At 65.9% G+C, this 16,732-nt stretch carries 17 protein-coding genes; 10 read left to right on the forward strand and 7 right to left on the reverse strand.

The genetic code is table 11. The features are described from left to right. Positions 1-9: 9 nt before the first annotated feature. Positions 10-1,440, reverse strand: a complete 1,431-nt coding sequence (locus ACQR0U_RS05225) for a methyl-accepting chemotaxis protein (RefSeq protein ID WP_315713921.1) — start codon at positions 1,438-1,440, stop codon at positions 10-12. Positions 1,441-1,485: 45 nt separating this feature from the next. Further along, positions 1,486-3,234 (reverse strand): methyl-accepting chemotaxis protein, encoded by a 1,749-nt coding sequence (locus tag ACQR0U_RS05230; protein WP_434872092.1) that lies wholly within the window; start codon positions 3,232-3,234, stop codon positions 1,486-1,488. Between the two features lie 222 nt (positions 3,235-3,456). Here ACQR0U_RS05230 and ACQR0U_RS05235 point away from each other — a divergent pair, with 222 nt between their 5' ends. The 8 genes from ACQR0U_RS05235 (at position 3,457) to ybgC (ending at position 9,009) form a co-directional block, all read left to right on the forward strand. Beyond that, entirely contained in the window at positions 3,457-4,203 is a 747-nt protein-coding gene (locus ACQR0U_RS05235) for a YebC/PmpR family DNA-binding transcriptional regulator (protein WP_434872093.1), read from the forward strand. Positions 4,204-4,276: 73 nt separating this feature from the next. Continuing rightward, positions 4,277-4,804 carry a crossover junction endodeoxyribonuclease RuvC gene (ruvC, locus tag ACQR0U_RS05240; protein ID WP_434872094.1) on the forward strand — a complete coding sequence of 176 codons (528 nt, stop codon included), beginning with the start codon at positions 4,277-4,279 and terminating at the stop codon, positions 4,802-4,804. After that, a complete protein-coding gene (ruvA, locus tag ACQR0U_RS05245) occupies positions 4,801-5,418 on the forward strand; it encodes a Holliday junction branch migration protein RuvA (RefSeq protein ID WP_434872095.1) in 618 nt (205 codons plus the stop codon). The genes ruvC and ruvA overlap by 4 nt, the downstream gene beginning before the upstream one ends. 46 nt (positions 5,419-5,464) lie before the next feature. Then, positions 5,465-5,884, forward strand: coding sequence for a cytidine deaminase (locus ACQR0U_RS05250; protein WP_315713925.1), 420 nt, complete (start codon positions 5,465-5,467; stop codon positions 5,882-5,884). A gap of 91 nt (positions 5,885-5,975) precedes the next feature. After that, a complete protein-coding gene (locus tag ACQR0U_RS05255; protein ID WP_315752621.1) occupies positions 5,976-6,425 on the forward strand; it encodes a hypothetical protein in 450 nt (149 codons plus the stop codon). Further along, positions 6,425-7,474 (forward strand): Holliday junction branch migration DNA helicase RuvB, encoded by a 1,050-nt coding sequence (gene ruvB, locus ACQR0U_RS05260; protein ID WP_434872099.1) that lies wholly within the window; start codon positions 6,425-6,427, stop codon positions 7,472-7,474. Before ACQR0U_RS05255 ends, ruvB begins: the two co-directional genes overlap by 1 nt. 84 nt (positions 7,475-7,558) lie before the next feature. Then, the gene (locus ACQR0U_RS05265) at positions 7,559-8,479 is read left to right on the forward strand and encodes a metallophosphoesterase (RefSeq protein WP_315713927.1); all 921 of its coding nucleotides are present in this window, start codon (positions 7,559-7,561) and stop codon (positions 8,477-8,479) included. 80 nt (positions 8,480-8,559) lie between these two features. Further along, on the forward strand, positions 8,560-9,009 hold the full coding sequence (gene ybgC, locus ACQR0U_RS05270; RefSeq protein WP_315713928.1) for a tol-pal system-associated acyl-CoA thioesterase: 450 nt from the start codon (positions 8,560-8,562) through the stop codon (positions 9,007-9,009). Positions 9,010-9,191: 182 nt separating this feature from the next. Here ybgC and ACQR0U_RS05275 read toward each other — a convergent pair whose 3' ends face one another. The 4 genes from ACQR0U_RS05275 to ACQR0U_RS05290 form a co-directional block, all read right to left on the reverse strand. Further along, positions 9,192-11,066 (reverse strand): pyrroloquinoline quinone-dependent dehydrogenase, encoded by a 1,875-nt coding sequence (locus tag ACQR0U_RS05275; RefSeq protein WP_315713929.1) that lies wholly within the window; start codon positions 11,064-11,066, stop codon positions 9,192-9,194. A 257-nt stretch (positions 11,067-11,323) separates the two neighbouring features. Continuing rightward, positions 11,324-11,686, reverse strand: coding sequence for a hypothetical protein (locus ACQR0U_RS05280; RefSeq protein WP_315752625.1), 363 nt, complete (start codon positions 11,684-11,686; stop codon positions 11,324-11,326). Between the two features lie 258 nt (positions 11,687-11,944). Beyond that, complete coding sequence (locus tag ACQR0U_RS05285) at positions 11,945-12,193, reverse strand: DUF4396 domain-containing protein (RefSeq protein ID WP_410052249.1); 249 nt, start codon at positions 12,191-12,193, stop codon at positions 11,945-11,947. Positions 12,194-12,327: 134 nt separating this feature from the next. Further along, positions 12,328-12,855 (reverse strand): ParB N-terminal domain-containing protein, encoded by a 528-nt coding sequence (locus tag ACQR0U_RS05290; RefSeq protein WP_434841708.1) that lies wholly within the window; start codon positions 12,853-12,855, stop codon positions 12,328-12,330. Between the two features lie 284 nt (positions 12,856-13,139). On the opposite strand from ACQR0U_RS05290, the gene ACQR0U_RS05295 reads away from it, so the two are divergent. Continuing rightward, positions 13,140-14,120: a catalase family peroxidase gene (locus tag ACQR0U_RS05295; RefSeq protein WP_434841707.1), complete on the forward strand. Its 981-nt coding sequence runs from the start codon at positions 13,140-13,142 to the stop codon at positions 14,118-14,120. An 80-nt stretch (positions 14,121-14,200) separates the two neighbouring features. Here ACQR0U_RS05295 and ACQR0U_RS05300 read toward each other — a convergent pair whose 3' ends face one another. Beyond that, positions 14,201-14,344: a hypothetical protein gene (locus tag ACQR0U_RS05300; RefSeq protein WP_315713934.1), complete on the reverse strand. Its 144-nt coding sequence runs from the start codon at positions 14,342-14,344 to the stop codon at positions 14,201-14,203. Between the two features lie 885 nt (positions 14,345-15,229). Between ACQR0U_RS05300 and ACQR0U_RS05305 the strand changes: the two genes are divergently transcribed. Next, positions 15,230-16,711, forward strand: coding sequence for an outer membrane protein (locus tag ACQR0U_RS05305; protein WP_434862676.1), 1,482 nt, complete (start codon positions 15,230-15,232; stop codon positions 16,709-16,711). Positions 16,712-16,732: the final 21 nt, after the last annotated feature.

Here is a 16,732-nt window from a genome sequence, read left to right on the forward strand (position 1 = left end):
GAGCCTGGGTCAGGCCTTGAGCCGAAAACCCATTCGGAACGCGCCCCAATGCCGGCCCTTGATGAAGATCGGCGCCGAGAGGTCCTTCATCAGCACGAACTGCCCGCCGCCCATGTCGCGGCGGTAGGTCTGCAGCAGAAACGGCTTGTTGCTGGCGGCGGCGACCTTCTTCACCGCGCGGTCCTCGAACAGCCGGCGGTTGCGGCAGTTGGCGTTGTTCCAGACCGGATCGGGCCCCTGCGGCTTGCGGTAGTTCGGATTGTGCGTCGGCAGGTAGCCGCCGCGCGCCCAGGCGACGCAGAACACGATGCGCGGATCGCTGCCCTGGATCGGGTCCTGGATCGCCGGCAGGACGCGGTCGGTGAATTCGACGTAGCGCGTCATGTACTGCTTGGGATTGGTGCCGGGGATCTCGCGATAGCTCTCGTCCATCAGGTCGGCGAGCGTGATCTCGCCGCGGTCGATCGCCGTTTCGAAGGTCGCCGAGATCTGCCGGGCGGTGTCGACGACGGTCTTGATCAGCGGCGCGTCCGCGGTCTGTACGCCGCTCTCGGCGATCAGCCCGATCAGCGCCTCGGAATGATCGAGCAGCTTGGCGATCCGGCTGTCGGCCTGTTTGAGCTCGACCGAGGACTGGTCGACGCCCTTGGCGAGCTCGTTGAGCTCGCTGATCACGGCGTCGCAATGCGCGAGGTTGGAGGTCGCGGCCTTCGCCACGCCGTCGATCTCCTGGCCGACGCTGGTGAAGCCGTCCTGGACGCGGACGATGATGCCGCCGATCTGCTGGGCGCCTTCACCCGCGGTCTTGGCGCGGGAGGAGGCCTGGCCGCTCTCGCCGAGCAGGCTCTTCACCTGCGAGTCGAGCCCGCGCAGGGTATCGCCGATCTCCTGGGTGGCCTGCCGCGTCGCCTCGGCGAGCGACTTCACCTCGCTTGCGACGACAGCGAAGCCCCGGCCGGCGCTGCCGGCACGGGCCGCCTCGATGGTTGCGTTCAGCGCCAGCAGGTTGGTCTGCTTGGCGATCGCCTCGATCGCGACCGAGACCTTGGCGACCTGCGACAGCGCATCGCCGACCGAGCCGAGCCGCTGCTCGATGCGCTCGACGGACTCGACCAATTCGGCGATGTGCCGCACCGCGGTGTCGACCACGTTGCGCGACTGGGCGATGTCGCCGACCGCGGCGGTCGTGGCCGATTGCACCGCCTGCGAGGCGGTGGCGATGTCGTGATTGGCCGCGACCATGGTCTTGGCGGTGGCCTGGAGATGCCCGAACCGCTGCGACTGGTAGCTGACGCGGTTGGCGACCTCCTGGACGTTGCCGGCGACATCGGCGAGCTCGACGCCGAGACCGCCGATGCGGTCGGCGATCTCGTCCATCAGCCGTTCGGCGCCGGTGCGCGCGTCGTGACTTTCCAGAATGGCGCGTTGCGCGACCGACATGTCCAGACTCCCGGGCTTGAAAGGATCAGAAAATCACGGCTTGGCTCACAATTTGTAGGCGGTGCGGAAGCCGCCCCAGTGCCGGCCGCGAACCCGGATCGGCACGTCGATTTCGCGCATCATGACGGTGTTGCCGTTGCCCATGTCGCGCGCGTAGCTCTGGATCAGATAGGGCCGCTGGTTGCGGCCTGCCGCGAGCCCGGCCGGATCGTTGAAGATGCGGCGGTTGCGGCTGTTGGCGGTGTTGAAGGCCGTATCGCCCGGCCGCTGCGGATGCGAATAGATCCGGTTGTGCACCGGCAGATAGCCGTTGCGGTCGATCGCCACGCAGAACGCCATGCGCTGGTCCTTGGCAAGGAAGGCCTCCTGGAAAGACGGCAGCACGCGCTCGGCCCAGTCGAGGATCCGGCTGCGGTGCTGCTGCGGATTGGTGCCGGGGATCTCGACATAGTTGGTATCGAACATGTCCTCGAGCGTGATCTCGCCGCGCGCAACGGCGCTCTCGAACATCCGGTTCAGCTCGGTGCCGGCTTCCATGGCGCGGGTGACGAACTCGTTGTTCTCCTCGTGCAGCGACCAGAGCTTGTCCTCGATCTTCTCGCGCAGCTCGGCACTGGGCGCATCGAACCGCGCCTGGGCGCCGGCTTTGACCTGCTCGGTGACGCGCAGGCGGCACGGGCCGACGTCCTCCAGCACGGCGTCGAGACGCTCGTTCACGGGCAGGCGGCTCGCATCCGGACCGGTGATCAGAAGGCCGTCGTTGGAAATCTCATAGACCGGCGCACCGATCGTGCGTGCGCCCGACTTGATCTCGATCTTGAGGTGACAGGGCAGACGCTCGCTGCCGCTGCGCACGGGCCGATCGCCCTGCCGCAGCAGCACGGCGCAGCGCGCCTTCAGCTTCTGGGCGTACATCGTCACGGCGCGGCCGGCGTTCGTGACGCGCTCGCCATAGCTCTCGGCCTGCTGGGTGGCGCTGCTGATGTCGGCGGCGCTGTCGACCACCGAGGATATGAACTGCGAGGCCTGGGCCGCATTGTTCGACATCTCGCCGGTGGTCTGGTTCTGCTCGGCGACGGCGCCGTTGACGTTGGTGAAGACGGGGCGGATCGCCTCGATCGCCTGGGCGATGCGGTGGACGGCGTCGGCCGAGCCGGCGGCGTCCTTCTGCAGTGCCTCGATCTTGCGGGTGATCTCCTCGGTCGCGTTCTGGGTCTGGACGGCAAGCGCCTTGACCTCGGTGGCCACCACCGCGAAGCCGCGGCCGGCCTCGCCGGCGCGGGCGGCCTCGATGGTCGAGTTGAGCGCGAGCAAGGTGGTCTGGCGCGCGATCTGGGAGATCAGGTTGACGACGTTGCCGATCGCCGCCGAGGATTCGCGCAGGCGGTCGACGTTGGCCCGGGCTTCCGAGGCGGCGGCGCTGGCCTGGTCGGCGAGCTGGCCGGCGTCCTGGACCTGGGCACGGATACCGTGGGCGGACTGGGTCACCTTCTCTGCGGCGTGGGCGAACGTCGCCGCCGTTCCTTGCGCGGTGCTGCTGCGTCCGCTCAGCGCATCGGCGCGCTGGCGAATGTCCGTCAGCGTCCCCGCCGTCGCCTCGGCGCCGCTGGCGACCGCATCGGCGGCGCGCTCCAGCTGGCGAACCATGCCGCCGAGTTCCAGCTCCAGCAGGTCGAGGATGGCCTTGGCCGAATCGGCATCCGACGACGCCAGCGGCTCCGGCGCGGCCACCGGCTTCGGTTCGGCCACCGGCTCGGGCGCAGAGGCTCGTCTTGCAAAGAAACCAAACGCCATGGGGTAGGCCCCGGTGCGGGTGAAAAGGTGCAGAGGGGCGGCATCGTTGCACTTGACTGTGAAGCCATGGTTAACATTTGGCTTATGGTGCGGGGCAGCCAACTGGCTCTCCGAGGAGGGGGCAGCCACCCTGAAACCACCTCAAATCTTTGATTTTGACGATTCCCGGCCTATAAGGCCGCGCTTCCCCACCTGATCCCCTACGATTGCAAGAGACCTCGCATGGCCGGCCATTCCCAATTCAAGAACATCATGCATCGCAAGGGCCGGCAGGATGCGATGAAGTCCAAGCTGTTCGGCAAGCTGGCGCGCGAAATTACCGTCGCCGCCAAGCTCGGCACGCCCGATCCGGCGATGAACCCGCGGCTGCGCGCCGCCGTGGTCGCCGCCCGGGCCGAGAACATGCCCAAGGACAACATCGAGCGGGCCATCAAGAAGGCGCTCGGCGGCGAGGGCGACAACTATGCCGAGATCCGCTACGAGGGCTACGGCCCGGGCGGCGTCGCCGTCATCGTCGAGGCGCTGACCGACAACCGCAACCGCGCCGCGTCCGACATCCGCTCCTTCTTCACCAAATCAGGCGGCAACCTCGGCGAGACCGGCTCGGTCTCGTTCATGTTCGATCGCGTCGGAATCATTGAATTCGACCGCAGCGTCGCCTCTGACGATGCCGTGTTGGACGCCGCGATCGAGGCCGGCGCCGACGACGTGATCTCGGGCGAGGGCGGCCACGAGGTCTATGCCTCGCCGGACAGTTTCCATGAAGTCGCCAAGAACCTCGAAGCCAAGTTCGGCGAGCCGCGCAAGGCGGCGCTGACCTGGAAGCCGCAGAACACGGTCGCGGTCGACGACGAGACCGGCGAGAAGCTGCTGAAGCTGATGGAACTCCTGAACGAACACGACGACGTTCAGAACGTCTACGCCAATTTCGAGATCTCGGACGCCCTGATGGCGAAGATGGGCGGTTGACGGACGCTCAACCACGTCGTTCGTGCGTTCCGTTTATGTTTCCATCGGTGCGGCGCGAGGCTATCTCTAATCCATGAAAGCCCAGCCGATTCGCGCAGCCGTCCGCATCATCGGGATCGATCCCGGCCTCCGCCGCACCGGTTGGGGCGTGATCGAGAGCGAGGGCAACCGGCTGATCTATGTCGGTTGCGGCTCGGTCGAGCCGCCCGATGATCTGCCGCTGGCGAGCCGGCTGCTGGCGATCCATGAGGGGCTCTCGGCGGTGCTCGGCCGGTTCGCGCCGATGGAAGCTGCGGTCGAGCAGACATTCGTCAACAAGGACGGCGTCGCCACCCTGAAGCTCGGCCAGGCCCGCGGCATCGCCATGCTGGCGCCGGCGATGTTCGGAATTTCGGTCGCCGAATACGCCCCCAACCAGGTCAAGAAGACCGTGGTCGGCGCCGGTCATGCCGACAAGGGCCAGATCGCGGTGATGCTGAAGATCCTGCTGCCGAAGGCCGAGCCGCCGTCGGCCGACGCGGCGGACGCGCTCGCCATCGCCATCACCCACGCCCATCACCGCCAGGGCCAGGCGCTGCGCATGAAGGTGACCGGGCTATGATCGGCAAGCTGAAGGGGCTGATCGATTCCTACGCGGAGGATTTCGTCATCCTCGACGTCGGCGGCGTCGGCTATCAGGTGCACTGCTCGGCGCGGACGCTGCAGGCCTTGCCGTCGCCCGGTGAAGCCGCCACATTGTCGATCGAGACCTATGTGCGCGAGGACCAGATCAAGCTGTTCGGTTTTTGCTCGGATGTCGAACGGGAATGGTTTCGCCTGTTGCAGACGGTGCAGGGCGTCGGCGCCAAGGTCGCCCTCGCGGTCCTAGGCACTCTGCCGCCGGCAGACCTCGCCAATGCGATCGCGCTGCGCGACAAGGCCGCGGTAGCGCGAACGCCGGGCGTCGGTCCCAAGGTCGCCGAGCGCATCGTCACCGAGCTCAAGGACAAGGCACCGGCGTTCGCCGATGTCGATCCCGGTGTCGTCAGGCTGTCCGGCGCCATCGAAGAATCCCGCGCGCCGCAGCCGATCGCGGACGCGATCTCCGCGCTCATCAATCTCGGCTATGGCCAGCCGCAGGCGGCTGCCGCCATTGCCGCCGCGTCACGCGCGGCCGGCGACAAGGCCGAGACCGCGCAACTCATTCGCCTCGGCCTCAAGGAGCTGGCGAAATAGGCAGTCGTCGCCCGGCCGGGCGAGCAGAAGGACATCCGTTTCCCCCATGGTGAGCAAGAAGGACAAGGAGCTGATCGAGGCGGCCGCATCAGCGGTCAAGAGCCGCTATCGCAACGATTGGCAGGAGGTCGGCGCCGCCATGCGCACGCGCGACGGCCGCATCATCACCGGCGTCAACATCGATGCCTATCTCGGCCGCAACGCTGTCTGCGCCGAGGCCATCGCGATCGGCCGCGCCATCACCGAGTTTGGCGACCACGGCATCGAGACCATCGTTGCGGTGCGCCATCCCAAGCCCGGCGAGCCCGGCGAGGTCGCCGTGGTCTCGCCCTGCGGCACCTGCCGCGAGCTGATCCACGACTATGATGCCAAGGCGCGCGTCATCGTGCCGTCGAACGGCAAGGGGCCTGCGGCGGTGACCATCGGCGAACTGCTGCCAAACAAATACAGGCGCGGCAACGAATGAAGCCGCCGGCGCGCAGATTGACCGGGCAGCGGGCGGACACCGTCCGTTGGCAGTCTGCGCCCACTGCGGTCCTGACTTCGGAGCAATCCGGATGAATTTTAGGACGCCGCGCGTATTCGCAATCTTCTTGCTCGGAGGTACGCTGATTTCAGCTCCCGTGATATGGCTGACCGGACCGCTGCTCTTGCAGGTCGAACGCCCTCGAGAGGGTGCGGTCGTTGACCTATTTGCTGCGTTCGCGCTCAGTCTTGCCTGGATACTACCCGCGCAACTGTTCGTTGCCACAGCGGCGGCTCTTCAGGTTTCATTCTCGAAGCGGATTTCGTGGCCGTTCGCTTTGTTTTTCGTGATTCCTGTGGCTGCCCTGACCATCACCTACAGGGATATCGTGGACTGTTGTGACCGGCTCGTGCCGAGCGACGTCCAGAAGCTGCTCTACTGGACGATGGTCGTTACTCCTGCCGAGCTAATTTGCGCATGGTATGTTTCAAAGATGTCGTTTCCACTAGATCATCAGCAGTTGCCGGCGGGTGAACGATGATGAAGCCGCCGGCGCGCATGGTCAGTCCGGAGCGGCGCTCCGACGATGTCGGCGACACTGCGCTGCGTCCGCAGCAGCTGTCGGAGTTCGTCGGGCAGCAGCAGGCGCGCGCCAACCTCTCGATCTTCATCGAGGCGGCGCGCAAGCGCGGCGAGGCGCTCGACCATGTGCTGTTCGTCGGTCCGCCCGGACTTGGCAAGACGACGCTGGCGCAGATCGTGGCGCGTGAGCTCGGCGTCGGCTTCCGCGCCACCTCGGGCCCGGTCATCGCCAAGGCCGGCGATCTCGCCGCGCTGCTGACCAATCTCGAAGAGCGCGACGTGCTGTTCATCGACGAGATCCATCGTCTCAGCCCGGCGGTCGAGGAGGTCCTTTATCCGGCGATGGAGGATTTCCAGCTCGATCTCGTCATCGGCGAAGGCCCCGCGGCCCGCTCGGTCAAGATCGACCTGTCGAAGTTCACGCTGGTCGGCGCGACGACGCGCGCAGGACTGCTGACCAATCCGTTGCGTGACCGGTTCGGCATTCCGATCCGACTGAACTTCTACACGGTGGAGGAGCTCGAAGGCATCGTCACGCGCGGTGCCCGCGTGCTCGGGGTCGGCATGACCGCCGACGGCGCCAACGAGATCGCGCGGCGCGCCCGTGGCACGCCACGGATCGCCGGCCGGCTGCTGCGCCGCGTGCGCGACTTCGCGTCGGCCGCCAACGCCAGTGCGATCGATCGCGCCATCGCCGATCACGCGCTGAGCGCGCTCGAAGTGGATGCCGCCGGGCTCGACGCGATGGACCGGCGCTATCTCTCGACCATCGCGCTGAACTACGGCGGCGGGCCGGTCGGCGTCGAGACCATGGCGGCAGCGTTGTCGGAGCCGCGCGATGCGATCGAGGACATCATCGAGCCGTATCTGATCCAATGCGGCTATCTGCAGCGTACGCCGCGCGGCCGGCTGCTGACGTCGCACGCGTTCAGGCATCTCGGCATGGCAGAGCCCTCGAACCGCGATCCCGGCCAGTTCGGTCTGTTCGGCAGCGAGGACGATGATTAACGAAACTGCTGACAATCTGCACAGACGCACCCGAAATCGGTTGCAATGATCAGGGAGAAGGGAGCCGCTGCGAGGAGTTTATCGATGCTGTCACGCCGTCGCTTTCTGTCATTCTCAGGCGGTCTTGCCGCCACCGGTTTTTCGACCGCGACCTACGGCGTCGGCGTCGAGCCGCTCCGCCTGGGCGTCACCGACTATCACATCCATCCACGCAACTGGCCGGCTGGGCTAAGACTGAAGATCGCGGCCATCGCCGACATCCATGCCTGCGATCCCTGGATGTCGCTCGCTCATATCGATGGGATCGTGCAGCGAACCAACGCGCTGCAGCCGGATCTGATCGTTCTGCTCGGCGACTACGTCGCCGGTCATCGTCATCACATCGGACGCATCGACGCCGATGCCTGGGCGCCGGTGCTCGGCGGCCTGAAGGCGCCGTTGGGCGTGCACGCCATCCTGGGCAATCATGATTATTGGGATGATCGAACCGTGCAGCGCGACGGCCGCGGCGCGCCGTATGCCCAGAAGGCGCTCGAGGCCGCCGGTATTCCCGTCTACGAGAACGACGTCGTGCGTCTCACCAAGAATGGCCATGCCTTCTGGCTTGCCGGCCTCGGCGATCAGTTGGCCTACATGCCAGCGCGGCGCTTCCGGCCGATGCCGCGGATCGGCATCGATGATCTCGCAGCGACGCTGCGCAAGGTGACGGACAGCGCCCCGGTAATTCTGCTGGCGCACGAGCCTGACGTCGCGCTCCGGGTGCCGCCGCGCGTGGCGCTGCAGTTGTCGGGGCATACGCATGGCGGCCAGATCCGCGTGCTCGGCTGGTCGCCGGCCGTTCCCGCGCGCAATGGCGTCAATCTGGCCTATGGCCACATCCGCACCCAATGCGACGTGATCGTCTCCGGCGGCCTCGGCTGCAGCATCATGCCAGTCCGGATCGGCATGCCGCCGGAGATCGTGCTGGTCAACGTCGGCAGGGAACCCGTCGAGGTGACGTCCTAGCCGGCTCGTGCTGGCCTGCTCTTGCGTTGGCCGTTGAACTGGGCGAAACGATCGCCATTTCCGGCTATCGAGGGCTTCCCTTGACCCAACGACATCTCGACGGCGCGATCCGCGACGGCCGCCACCACATGCAGGTGCGGGTCTACTACGAGGACACGGATTTCTCCGGAATCGTCTATCACGCCAACTACCTCCGCTTCATGGAGCGCGGCCGCACCAATCATCTGCGGCTGATGGGCGCCGAGCAGCACGCGCTGTTCGCGGAGGCGGCAAGCGAGGCCCCGGGCTTCGCCTTCGTGGTGCGCTCGATGACGCTCGACTTCCTGCGGCCGGCCCGTATGGACGACGTGCTCGACGTCGTCACCTGGCCCGTGGCGGTGAAGGGCGCGTCGATCACGCTGGCGCAGGAGGTCAGGCGCGGCGAGGAGGTGCTCGTCAAGGCCGACGTGAGAGTTGCGTTCATCAGCGGCGGCAGGGCCCAGCCCATACCGAAAGCGCTGCGCGACCTGATGAAGGCGGACCTCGCCTAAAGACGTCCTAACGGTGGGCGGGCGGAGGGATGAGGATGCGCCCGCCGGCGATCGCGACCTCGCCGCGGTCCAGTCGGCCGCGCCATTTGCGCAGCGAATGCGACGGCAGCTGTATCGCCGCGGCGTAGGCACGGAAGCCATTCCGCTCCGGTTCAGCGCAAGCCAGCTGGCGAGCACCGCCGCTACGGTAGAGCGTAGACGGCGACCTGATCGCCGACCTGGTCCTTGAGGATCGTGTTGCCGCCCGCGATGAAGGCGACGTATTCGCGGCCCTTGTACTCATAGACGGCGGGATTGGCGACCGCGGGGGCCTGGACGATGTCGGACCAGAGCTCCTTGCCGTCGGCCAGCGCGTAGGCCCGCACCTTGGCGTCCATCGAGGCTCCGATGAAGATCACGCCTCCGGCCGTAACCGCCGGGCCGCCGATCGTCACCGATCCCATCGACTCCGGCATGTAGAAGCCCCACTTCTGGGAGGCGCCGATGGGACGGCGCCATTTGATGTCACCGGTGGTCATGTCGATGGCGGCGATCTCGCCGAATGGCGGCTTCCAGCAGGGCATGCCGAGCCAGTTCAGCGCGTTGTCGAGTGACATGCCGTATGGCGCACCCTCTTGAGGATAGAAGCCTTGCTCGTTGCCCGAGCCGGCTGCGCGCTGCTCATATTCCTTCCGGGGGTAGAGCTTGATGGATTGCACCACGTGCGAGAAGTTGACGATCGCGGTCTTGCCGCGCGGATCGAAGGCTACGCCGCCCCATTGCACGCCGCCGGCCGAGTCGGGATAGGCGAGCACGCCGCTGTCCTTGTGGGTCGGCGGCGAGTACATGCCGGCGTAATTGAGGCTCTTCCAGAGCCTCGAGCATTGGCCGAGCCCGAGGGCGTCGGCGACCCACCAGATGGGAGGCTTCTTCGACTGGTCGAGCAGCGGCGCCGGCCTGATCGGAAACGGCTGCGTCGGCGCGTAGATTTCGCCCTGGATCGAGCCGTCGCCACCAGGCACCTTGCGCTCCTCGATCGGCCAGACGTCCTTGCCAGTGCGTCGGTCGACGACGAAGAGGAACCCCATCTTGGTTGCCTGCATCAGCGCTGGGATCTGCTTCCCATCGACGGTGATGTCCATCAACGTCGGCGCGGAGTTGATGTCGTAGTCCCAGATGTCATGGTGCACCCACTGGCGAGACCAAACGACCTCGCCGGTTTCGAGGTTGAGGGCCGTTGTCGATGTGGCCAACGGGATCGGCTCGGTGCGGTTGCCGCCCCAGTAGTTCGGGGAGGGGCTGGAGACCGGGAGATAGACCAATCCAAGTCCCTCGTCGACCGACATGCCCGTCCACACATTGGCGGTGCCGGTGCGGGACGCGATCTTCGGCGGCAGCGTAGCGAAGGACCATTGTCGCTTGCCCGTTTGCGGATCGAGCGAGAATACGGTGCCGGGCGGTGCTTCAGCATAGGCCCAGTCCTTGCCGGCCCAGCCCAGGATCACGTGATTGCCCGCGACCGTCGGCGGCTGAAGCAACGAAAGCGGATATTTGTTGTTCACGTCGTTCCACTGATCGACGTTGAGGACGCCGCCGTTCGCGAAATCACGACAGAGCTTGCCAGTATCCGCGTCCATGGCAAAGAGCTGCGCGTCCATGGTGCCGAGATAGACGATCTTCTGGCACGGCTGGCCCGCGACGGGATTCGCTGCCTCCCAATAGGCGACCCCGCGGTTCTTCAGCGCCGGCTGGGTCAAGGCCTTGAGCGTCGATTTGGAGTCGAAGGTCCATTTGACCTTTCCGGTCGCGGGCTCCAGCGCAACAACGCGATAGAACGGCGTGCCGATGTAGAGCGTGTCATTGGCAAAGATCGGCGTGGCGGACCAGACGCTGGTCGGCAGCTTGCCCGACCCATCCGAAACGTCGCCGGTGTGATACTCCCACACCTTTACCAGCGATCGGACATTGTCGGCTGTGATCTGGGTCAGGGGAGAGTACTTCTGGGCATTGAGCTGACCGTGAAACGTATTCCAGACGGCATGGGTCGGGACGAGCGGGATCGGCTTCGGCGTGGGCAAGCTGCCGGACGGCAGCTGAGCGCCTGCGTCGGCAGCTCCCGATTGCTCGTTGCCCGGTGCTGACGATGCGCGACCGGCATTGCTGTGGGGCTGCTCCGAGCCAGTGCTCGAAGGCCCATGCTGCTCTGGGCCTGGAATGCTTCCGAGGGTGGCAGCCGGATGAGCAGTGTCGTTCTGTGCAATCGCCGGCGGCAGCGCGACCATGACCGCCAGCGTGAGCGCCGCAAATGGGGCGCTACGGCAGAATGAACGGATTCTCATGCCACGGCTCTTCTTGGCTGGGGTGGGGCGGCAAGCGTCACAATCAATCCGACGAGTGCGACGACCGTGGCCGCCGCCAGCCACCACGCATGCAGAAAGCAGGCGGCGGTTATTGTGCCGAGCGCGCCGAGCAGCCCGAGGGACCAGAACACCCAGAAGAGCCACCCGCTTCGACCAAACCACAGGACGAAGGCGTCGACGACGAGTGCCAGACTGGATCCGATGACGAGCAACGCGCCCGGGGCGCCAGTGACCCCGGTCAAAGGAGCTAGGTAGTCGTAGAGGCCGAGCAGCGTGCCGGCGGCGGCTGCCACGAGGATGATGATCGGGCCGAGCGGCCTCTGCTCAAATGAGGTCAAGTCAACGCTCCAAGATTCATGGCCGACGAGCGCGGGGCAGCGGCGGTGATTCAACGGACGAGAAAAGAATGTCTCGTCGAAGCAGGGGTTCCACGCGCCGCATCCGTACCCGTTCGGGGCCGAGAAGGGCCCCCATCCGGTTTGCCAACCCAATTCCTCGGCGCATGGCGGACTATCTCTGGCACTGTCGGTATAGCGGGGGGCGTGAGACAATCCGCAGCTCAATACCAAACGGGCCTCGATCGGCCGCGGAGGTCGCTACTTCTTCTCCTTCGAGCCCCGAGTCAGAAGCCACCAGTTCGCCGGGTGGGAAGGAACCCAGGAGCACGGAACTCCGGGCTGCTGACCTTCACGAGCCGTAGACCTCCAGTCGCGTGCCGAGCACGTGTCGGAGGCCGTGGAAATGGCAAGTGTGACGCCGTGCATTCCGACCTGCCAAGACGCGATCGAAATCGTATCGGCCTTGGCGGCCGCGATAAGCCCCTGGCCGAGCGACAGACCTCGCATCGGCGCAATCGTGAAATACCCGCTGCGCAAGGCGCATCGGAGAGGCCGCCGGGCAGATCACGCTGCGCTGACCCGCCAGACGGACTGCCGCTCAATCAGACCGTGGCCGGGGAGGAACTCGCGCGTTGAAACCGTCAGTATCGCCCGCCGCTTCGCTCTTGTTGCTTGATCCAATCCGACAAGGTCCGGGGCGACGATCCTTGTCCGGGGCGCGATGGTTTCGCGGTGGCAGGCCTGTTGCTCCGGTTCGTCGTCTCCGTCGGCGCGCGCGGGCGCGTCGCGGCATGGGCGCCAGAGACGCCCCTCGGCGCCGTTGTGAGCTTCTCCGCTTCCTCCTTCTCCAGCCGCAGCTTGCGCAGCCGCTCCATCTTCTCGCGCTCCGGATCGACGGGCGGCGGTGGCAGCTCGCGCTGGCGGGCTTCCTCGGCGGAGATCAGCAGACCCATGATGGCGCCTTCGCCGAGGGCCTTGCAGGCTTCGAGGCGGTGCAGACCTTCGACCAGGACAAAATGGTCCTTGTCGCGGCGGACGAGGATCGGCTCGCGCTGGCCGACCTCCAAAATGCTTTCGGCCAGCGCGTCGACCGCGTCCTGCTTCAGCGCCTTGCGCTTCTTGTCGGGGATGTGGATCTTGTCGATGGGGAAGCTTTCCGGTGCGGACACAGTCGAAACTCCGTCGTGGGCGCGCCGTCCGGCGTCAGGGTCGGAGGGGGCACGATCCCCGGATCCGCACCGCAGGGCGGAGGGAGGCAGACCGGGCACGTGCGGCTACAATAGAGACATTCGCCATCTCGCCGCAAGGAGCGGTGATGGGGCGTGATGGCTCCTGTCAGACCGCAAGGTGGATCATGCCGCTGTGATGGGCGCCCAATCGGCCGCGCTCGAAAATCGCTCACGCGTCAATTCATGCTGCTATCCTGCATCGCTCATACAGGAGGACGCCGCTCATGACGATACGCACACTCGTTGCCGCGCTGGCCGGGATTGCTCTCGCGTTGCCCGCCGCTGCCCTCGCGCAGGAACCGCCGGTCGAGGAGCAACTCGTCAATGCGATGAACAAGGTGTTCGGCGTGCACGCCGGCTTTCGCGCCAATCACGCCAAGGGCGTCGTGGTCGAGGGCAAGTTCAAGCCGTCGACCGAGGCGGCGACCTTGAGCAAGGCGTCGCTGTTCAGCGGCGGCGAGATTCCGGTGACGGTGCGGTTCTCGGACTCCACCGGCGTGCCGAACCTGCCGGACGGATCCGGCGACGCCAATCCGCACGGCATGGCGGTGAAGTTTCATCTCGCCGACGGCAGCGACATGGACCTCGTGATCAACTCGCTGAAATTCTTCCCCGTCTCGACCGGTGCGGAGCTGCGCGATCTGTTCCTGGCGATCGCGGACTCTGGACCGAACGCGGCCAAGCCGACCAGGCTCGAGCAGTTCGTCGCCAGCCATCCCTCGGTGCCGGCGGCGCTCGGCACCATCGCGACGCCGGACAGTCTTGCCGACGAGGCCTATTTCGGCGTCAACGCCTTCGTCCTCGTCAACAAGGCCGGCGAGAAGCAGGCGGTGCGCTGGCAGATGCTGCCGGAGAAGGTCGTGCATATCGACCAGGAGGACGCGGCGAAACGCGCGCCGGACTTCCTGATGGCCGAGCTGCCGGCGCGGCTGAAGCAGGGGCCGGTGACGTTCCGCTTCAAGGCGCAGCTCGCCGCGGCCGGCGACGACACCAAGGATCCGGCAAAGCCGTGGCCTGACGATCGCAAGCTGGTCGAGCTCGGCGTGCTGACGATCGACAAGGCGGTCGAAGACAGTGACGCCGCGCAGAAGAAGCTGCTGTTCCTGCCGGGCCAGCTCACCGACGGCATCGAGGCCTCCGACGATCCGATGATCGACATCCGCAACGGCGCCTATGCCATCTCGTTCTCCCGGCGCAATCCGTGATGATGGTGGCATGACACGCTATGTGCCGTGCGCACCGCGCGGTGCGGCGGATCACGCTGCGCTGATCCGCCCGACGGGCCTCAGTCTGTCGTCATGGCCGAGGCGAGCCCAGCCATGATGCGCGGGCGGCGCAGGCGGCGCTTGTGCTGATGACCGGACGATTTGGCGGCGAGCTCAAATCCGTATTTCCGGTCGCGATCGGCCGTGCCCTTGCTTCGTTCCATCCTCATCGCAATCCAGAACGAGCGGAAATGGGTGCATCTCTGCGGAGTGCAGGATCGGATCGACACCCTCTGCGGGGCCTTCGAGCCCGGCGAGTGAGCACGACACAACCGGCCGCAATTATGGATGCTTCGCGGCACGCGCCCCCGATGAGTTGCCGCAACGTTGACGGAGCCACGCCTCATTCGGTGCGATTACGGCGGCGTCCGCCGCTTTCTCTCCCGATCGATGACGTCGCACAGGCTGCGCGATAACGGCGAAACCAAGAGCAGGGGTTGTCGACACGCATGGACCGCCGAGCGTCGGCGCGTCGAAGACGATGGCGACCGTGCAGCCGATATGCCGCCCTGCTCGATGTGATGCAATCGAGACGTGTAGTAGATGTGAAGGACGACGATCGCGAGGTGCGCGCGATTAGGAAGCATGCCGTCGAGCGCGGGGCCGCGCGCTGCGCATCCAGTGAGTTCGGTGCGCACGTTCGTCTACGAATGAACTCATGAGCCGCGACGGCATCGCGCATCGCGCCATTTGTCGCAATCGTGTCGCGCGCTGCTTCTTTTTGCCAGAATCCTGCATCTTGCGTGCAACAGTCAAAGCCGAATCTCGATCGCGTCGGGGGCCCGATCTGCATTCCTTCCGAATGACATTTTTCAATTCAGTTCGCGACACAATCTCACCCTCCTGATGCGGCCGCCGTTTGTTGCGGCACGTGTTCAGGAGTTGTGAGTTCGATGCGTCGCGTATTTGGCGTATGCCTTTGCCTATCTACTTTCGCAGGAAGTACGACATCGGTCTGGGCGACTGATCTCGCCCTGCCTCCCCCGCTCCCGCCGCCTGACGTCTTCGCCTACAGGTGGAGTGGCTGCCATGCCGGCGCGAATGCCGGGATGGCCTGGTCACGCCAGCAGCAGACGTGGAGCCAGGTCGCCAATGCCGCCGCCGCGCCCGTTCAGCCCGTGCAGCAACCGGTCGGCAATGCGAACAACCCGCCTGTGGTCAAGCCGCCTGTGGTTGCAAACCCTGCGCCGAACCCGCCGCCGCCGAACAACCCCGGCGGGAATAACGGCGGGTGGAAGCCGCCGCATAAGCCGCCGCAAAAGCCCCCGATCTGTGAGCGCGGCGACAAGGGCTGGTGGCAGCCCGGCAAGCCGTATGGCGACAAGGATCACGACTGGCCAAAGGTTGGATCGAAAGGCGGCGACAACAAGTCGTCCTGGCCGTCGGCGCCATCCAAGAACAAGGACAACAACTACAACGACGTCAAATATGGTGGCGGCTGGTTCGACAAGCATCACGACGACGACCATGACAAGTCGAGCGGCTGGTCGCAGCTGCATTCGAGCGGCTACTCCGACAGATCGGCTTGGCTGCACCGTGATCGGCAGGACGATCACGACAAGCCGGCTTCCGGATGGGGTGGGAAGAAGGACGACGGATACGACAAGCCACTCGGTTTCGGCTGGTCGAAGCAGCCGCTGAAGAGCGAGCGTGACAGCTACGCCTGGCTGAAGCCGGATCAACGCGACGACGACAAGCATGGCGGCTATGGCTGGGGCGGCAAGCCGCGCGACAATGATGACGGCAAGGGCGGCTATGGCGACAAGCAGCCCGACAAGGATCATTGGCAGCAGCAGGGCGGCAACGACCATCATGGCGGATGGCCGTATCATCCGGACAAGCCCTGGCCGCCGAAGAATCCGCCGCCGAACAATGGCGGCGGCCAGCCGAACCCGCCGCCGCAGGGCAACAATGGCAACCCGCCGCCGCAGAACCAGCCGCCGGTGGCAGGCGGCGGCAACGTGGCGCCGCTGCCCGTCGCTGCCGTGCAGATTCCGACCGCCATCTCGAGCAATGGCAGCGACGTCATCGGCGGCCTGCAGCTCGGCTGCGATTATCAGATGGACCGCTTCGTGGTCGGCATCCAGGCCATGGCCGATATCGGCATCATCAACGCGTCGAGCCCGCTCGGGCCGGCGCTGACGATGAACACGCGGACGAGCAACCTCTACACGGCCACGGTGCGTGCCGGCTATCTCGTGACACCTGAGATCCTGGCCTACGTGCGCGGTGGTGCGGCGTGGACACGGACCAACGTTTCGGTCGTCAACACCGCCACCGGGCAGTCGGCGAGCGTGGCGTTCAACCGCAGCGGATGGACGGTCGGCGCCGGCGTCGAGTGGATGTTCGCCCGCAACTGGTCGGCCTTCGCGGAATATGATTACGCCGATTTCGGCACCGTGACCGGCACGCTGCCGGGCGCCGCCGCGATCACCGGAGGGCCGAACGTCGTCAGCCAGAAGACCCAGCTCCACACGGCGATGGTCGGTGTCAACTACCGCTTCGAGATGCTGTCGCGCGGCGGCCGCTGAGATCAGCAGCAGACGCATTGC

The organism is Bradyrhizobium sp. HKCCYLRH3097, from assembly GCF_051167875.1.
GTDB lineage: Bacteria > Pseudomonadota > Alphaproteobacteria > Rhizobiales > Xanthobacteraceae > Bradyrhizobium.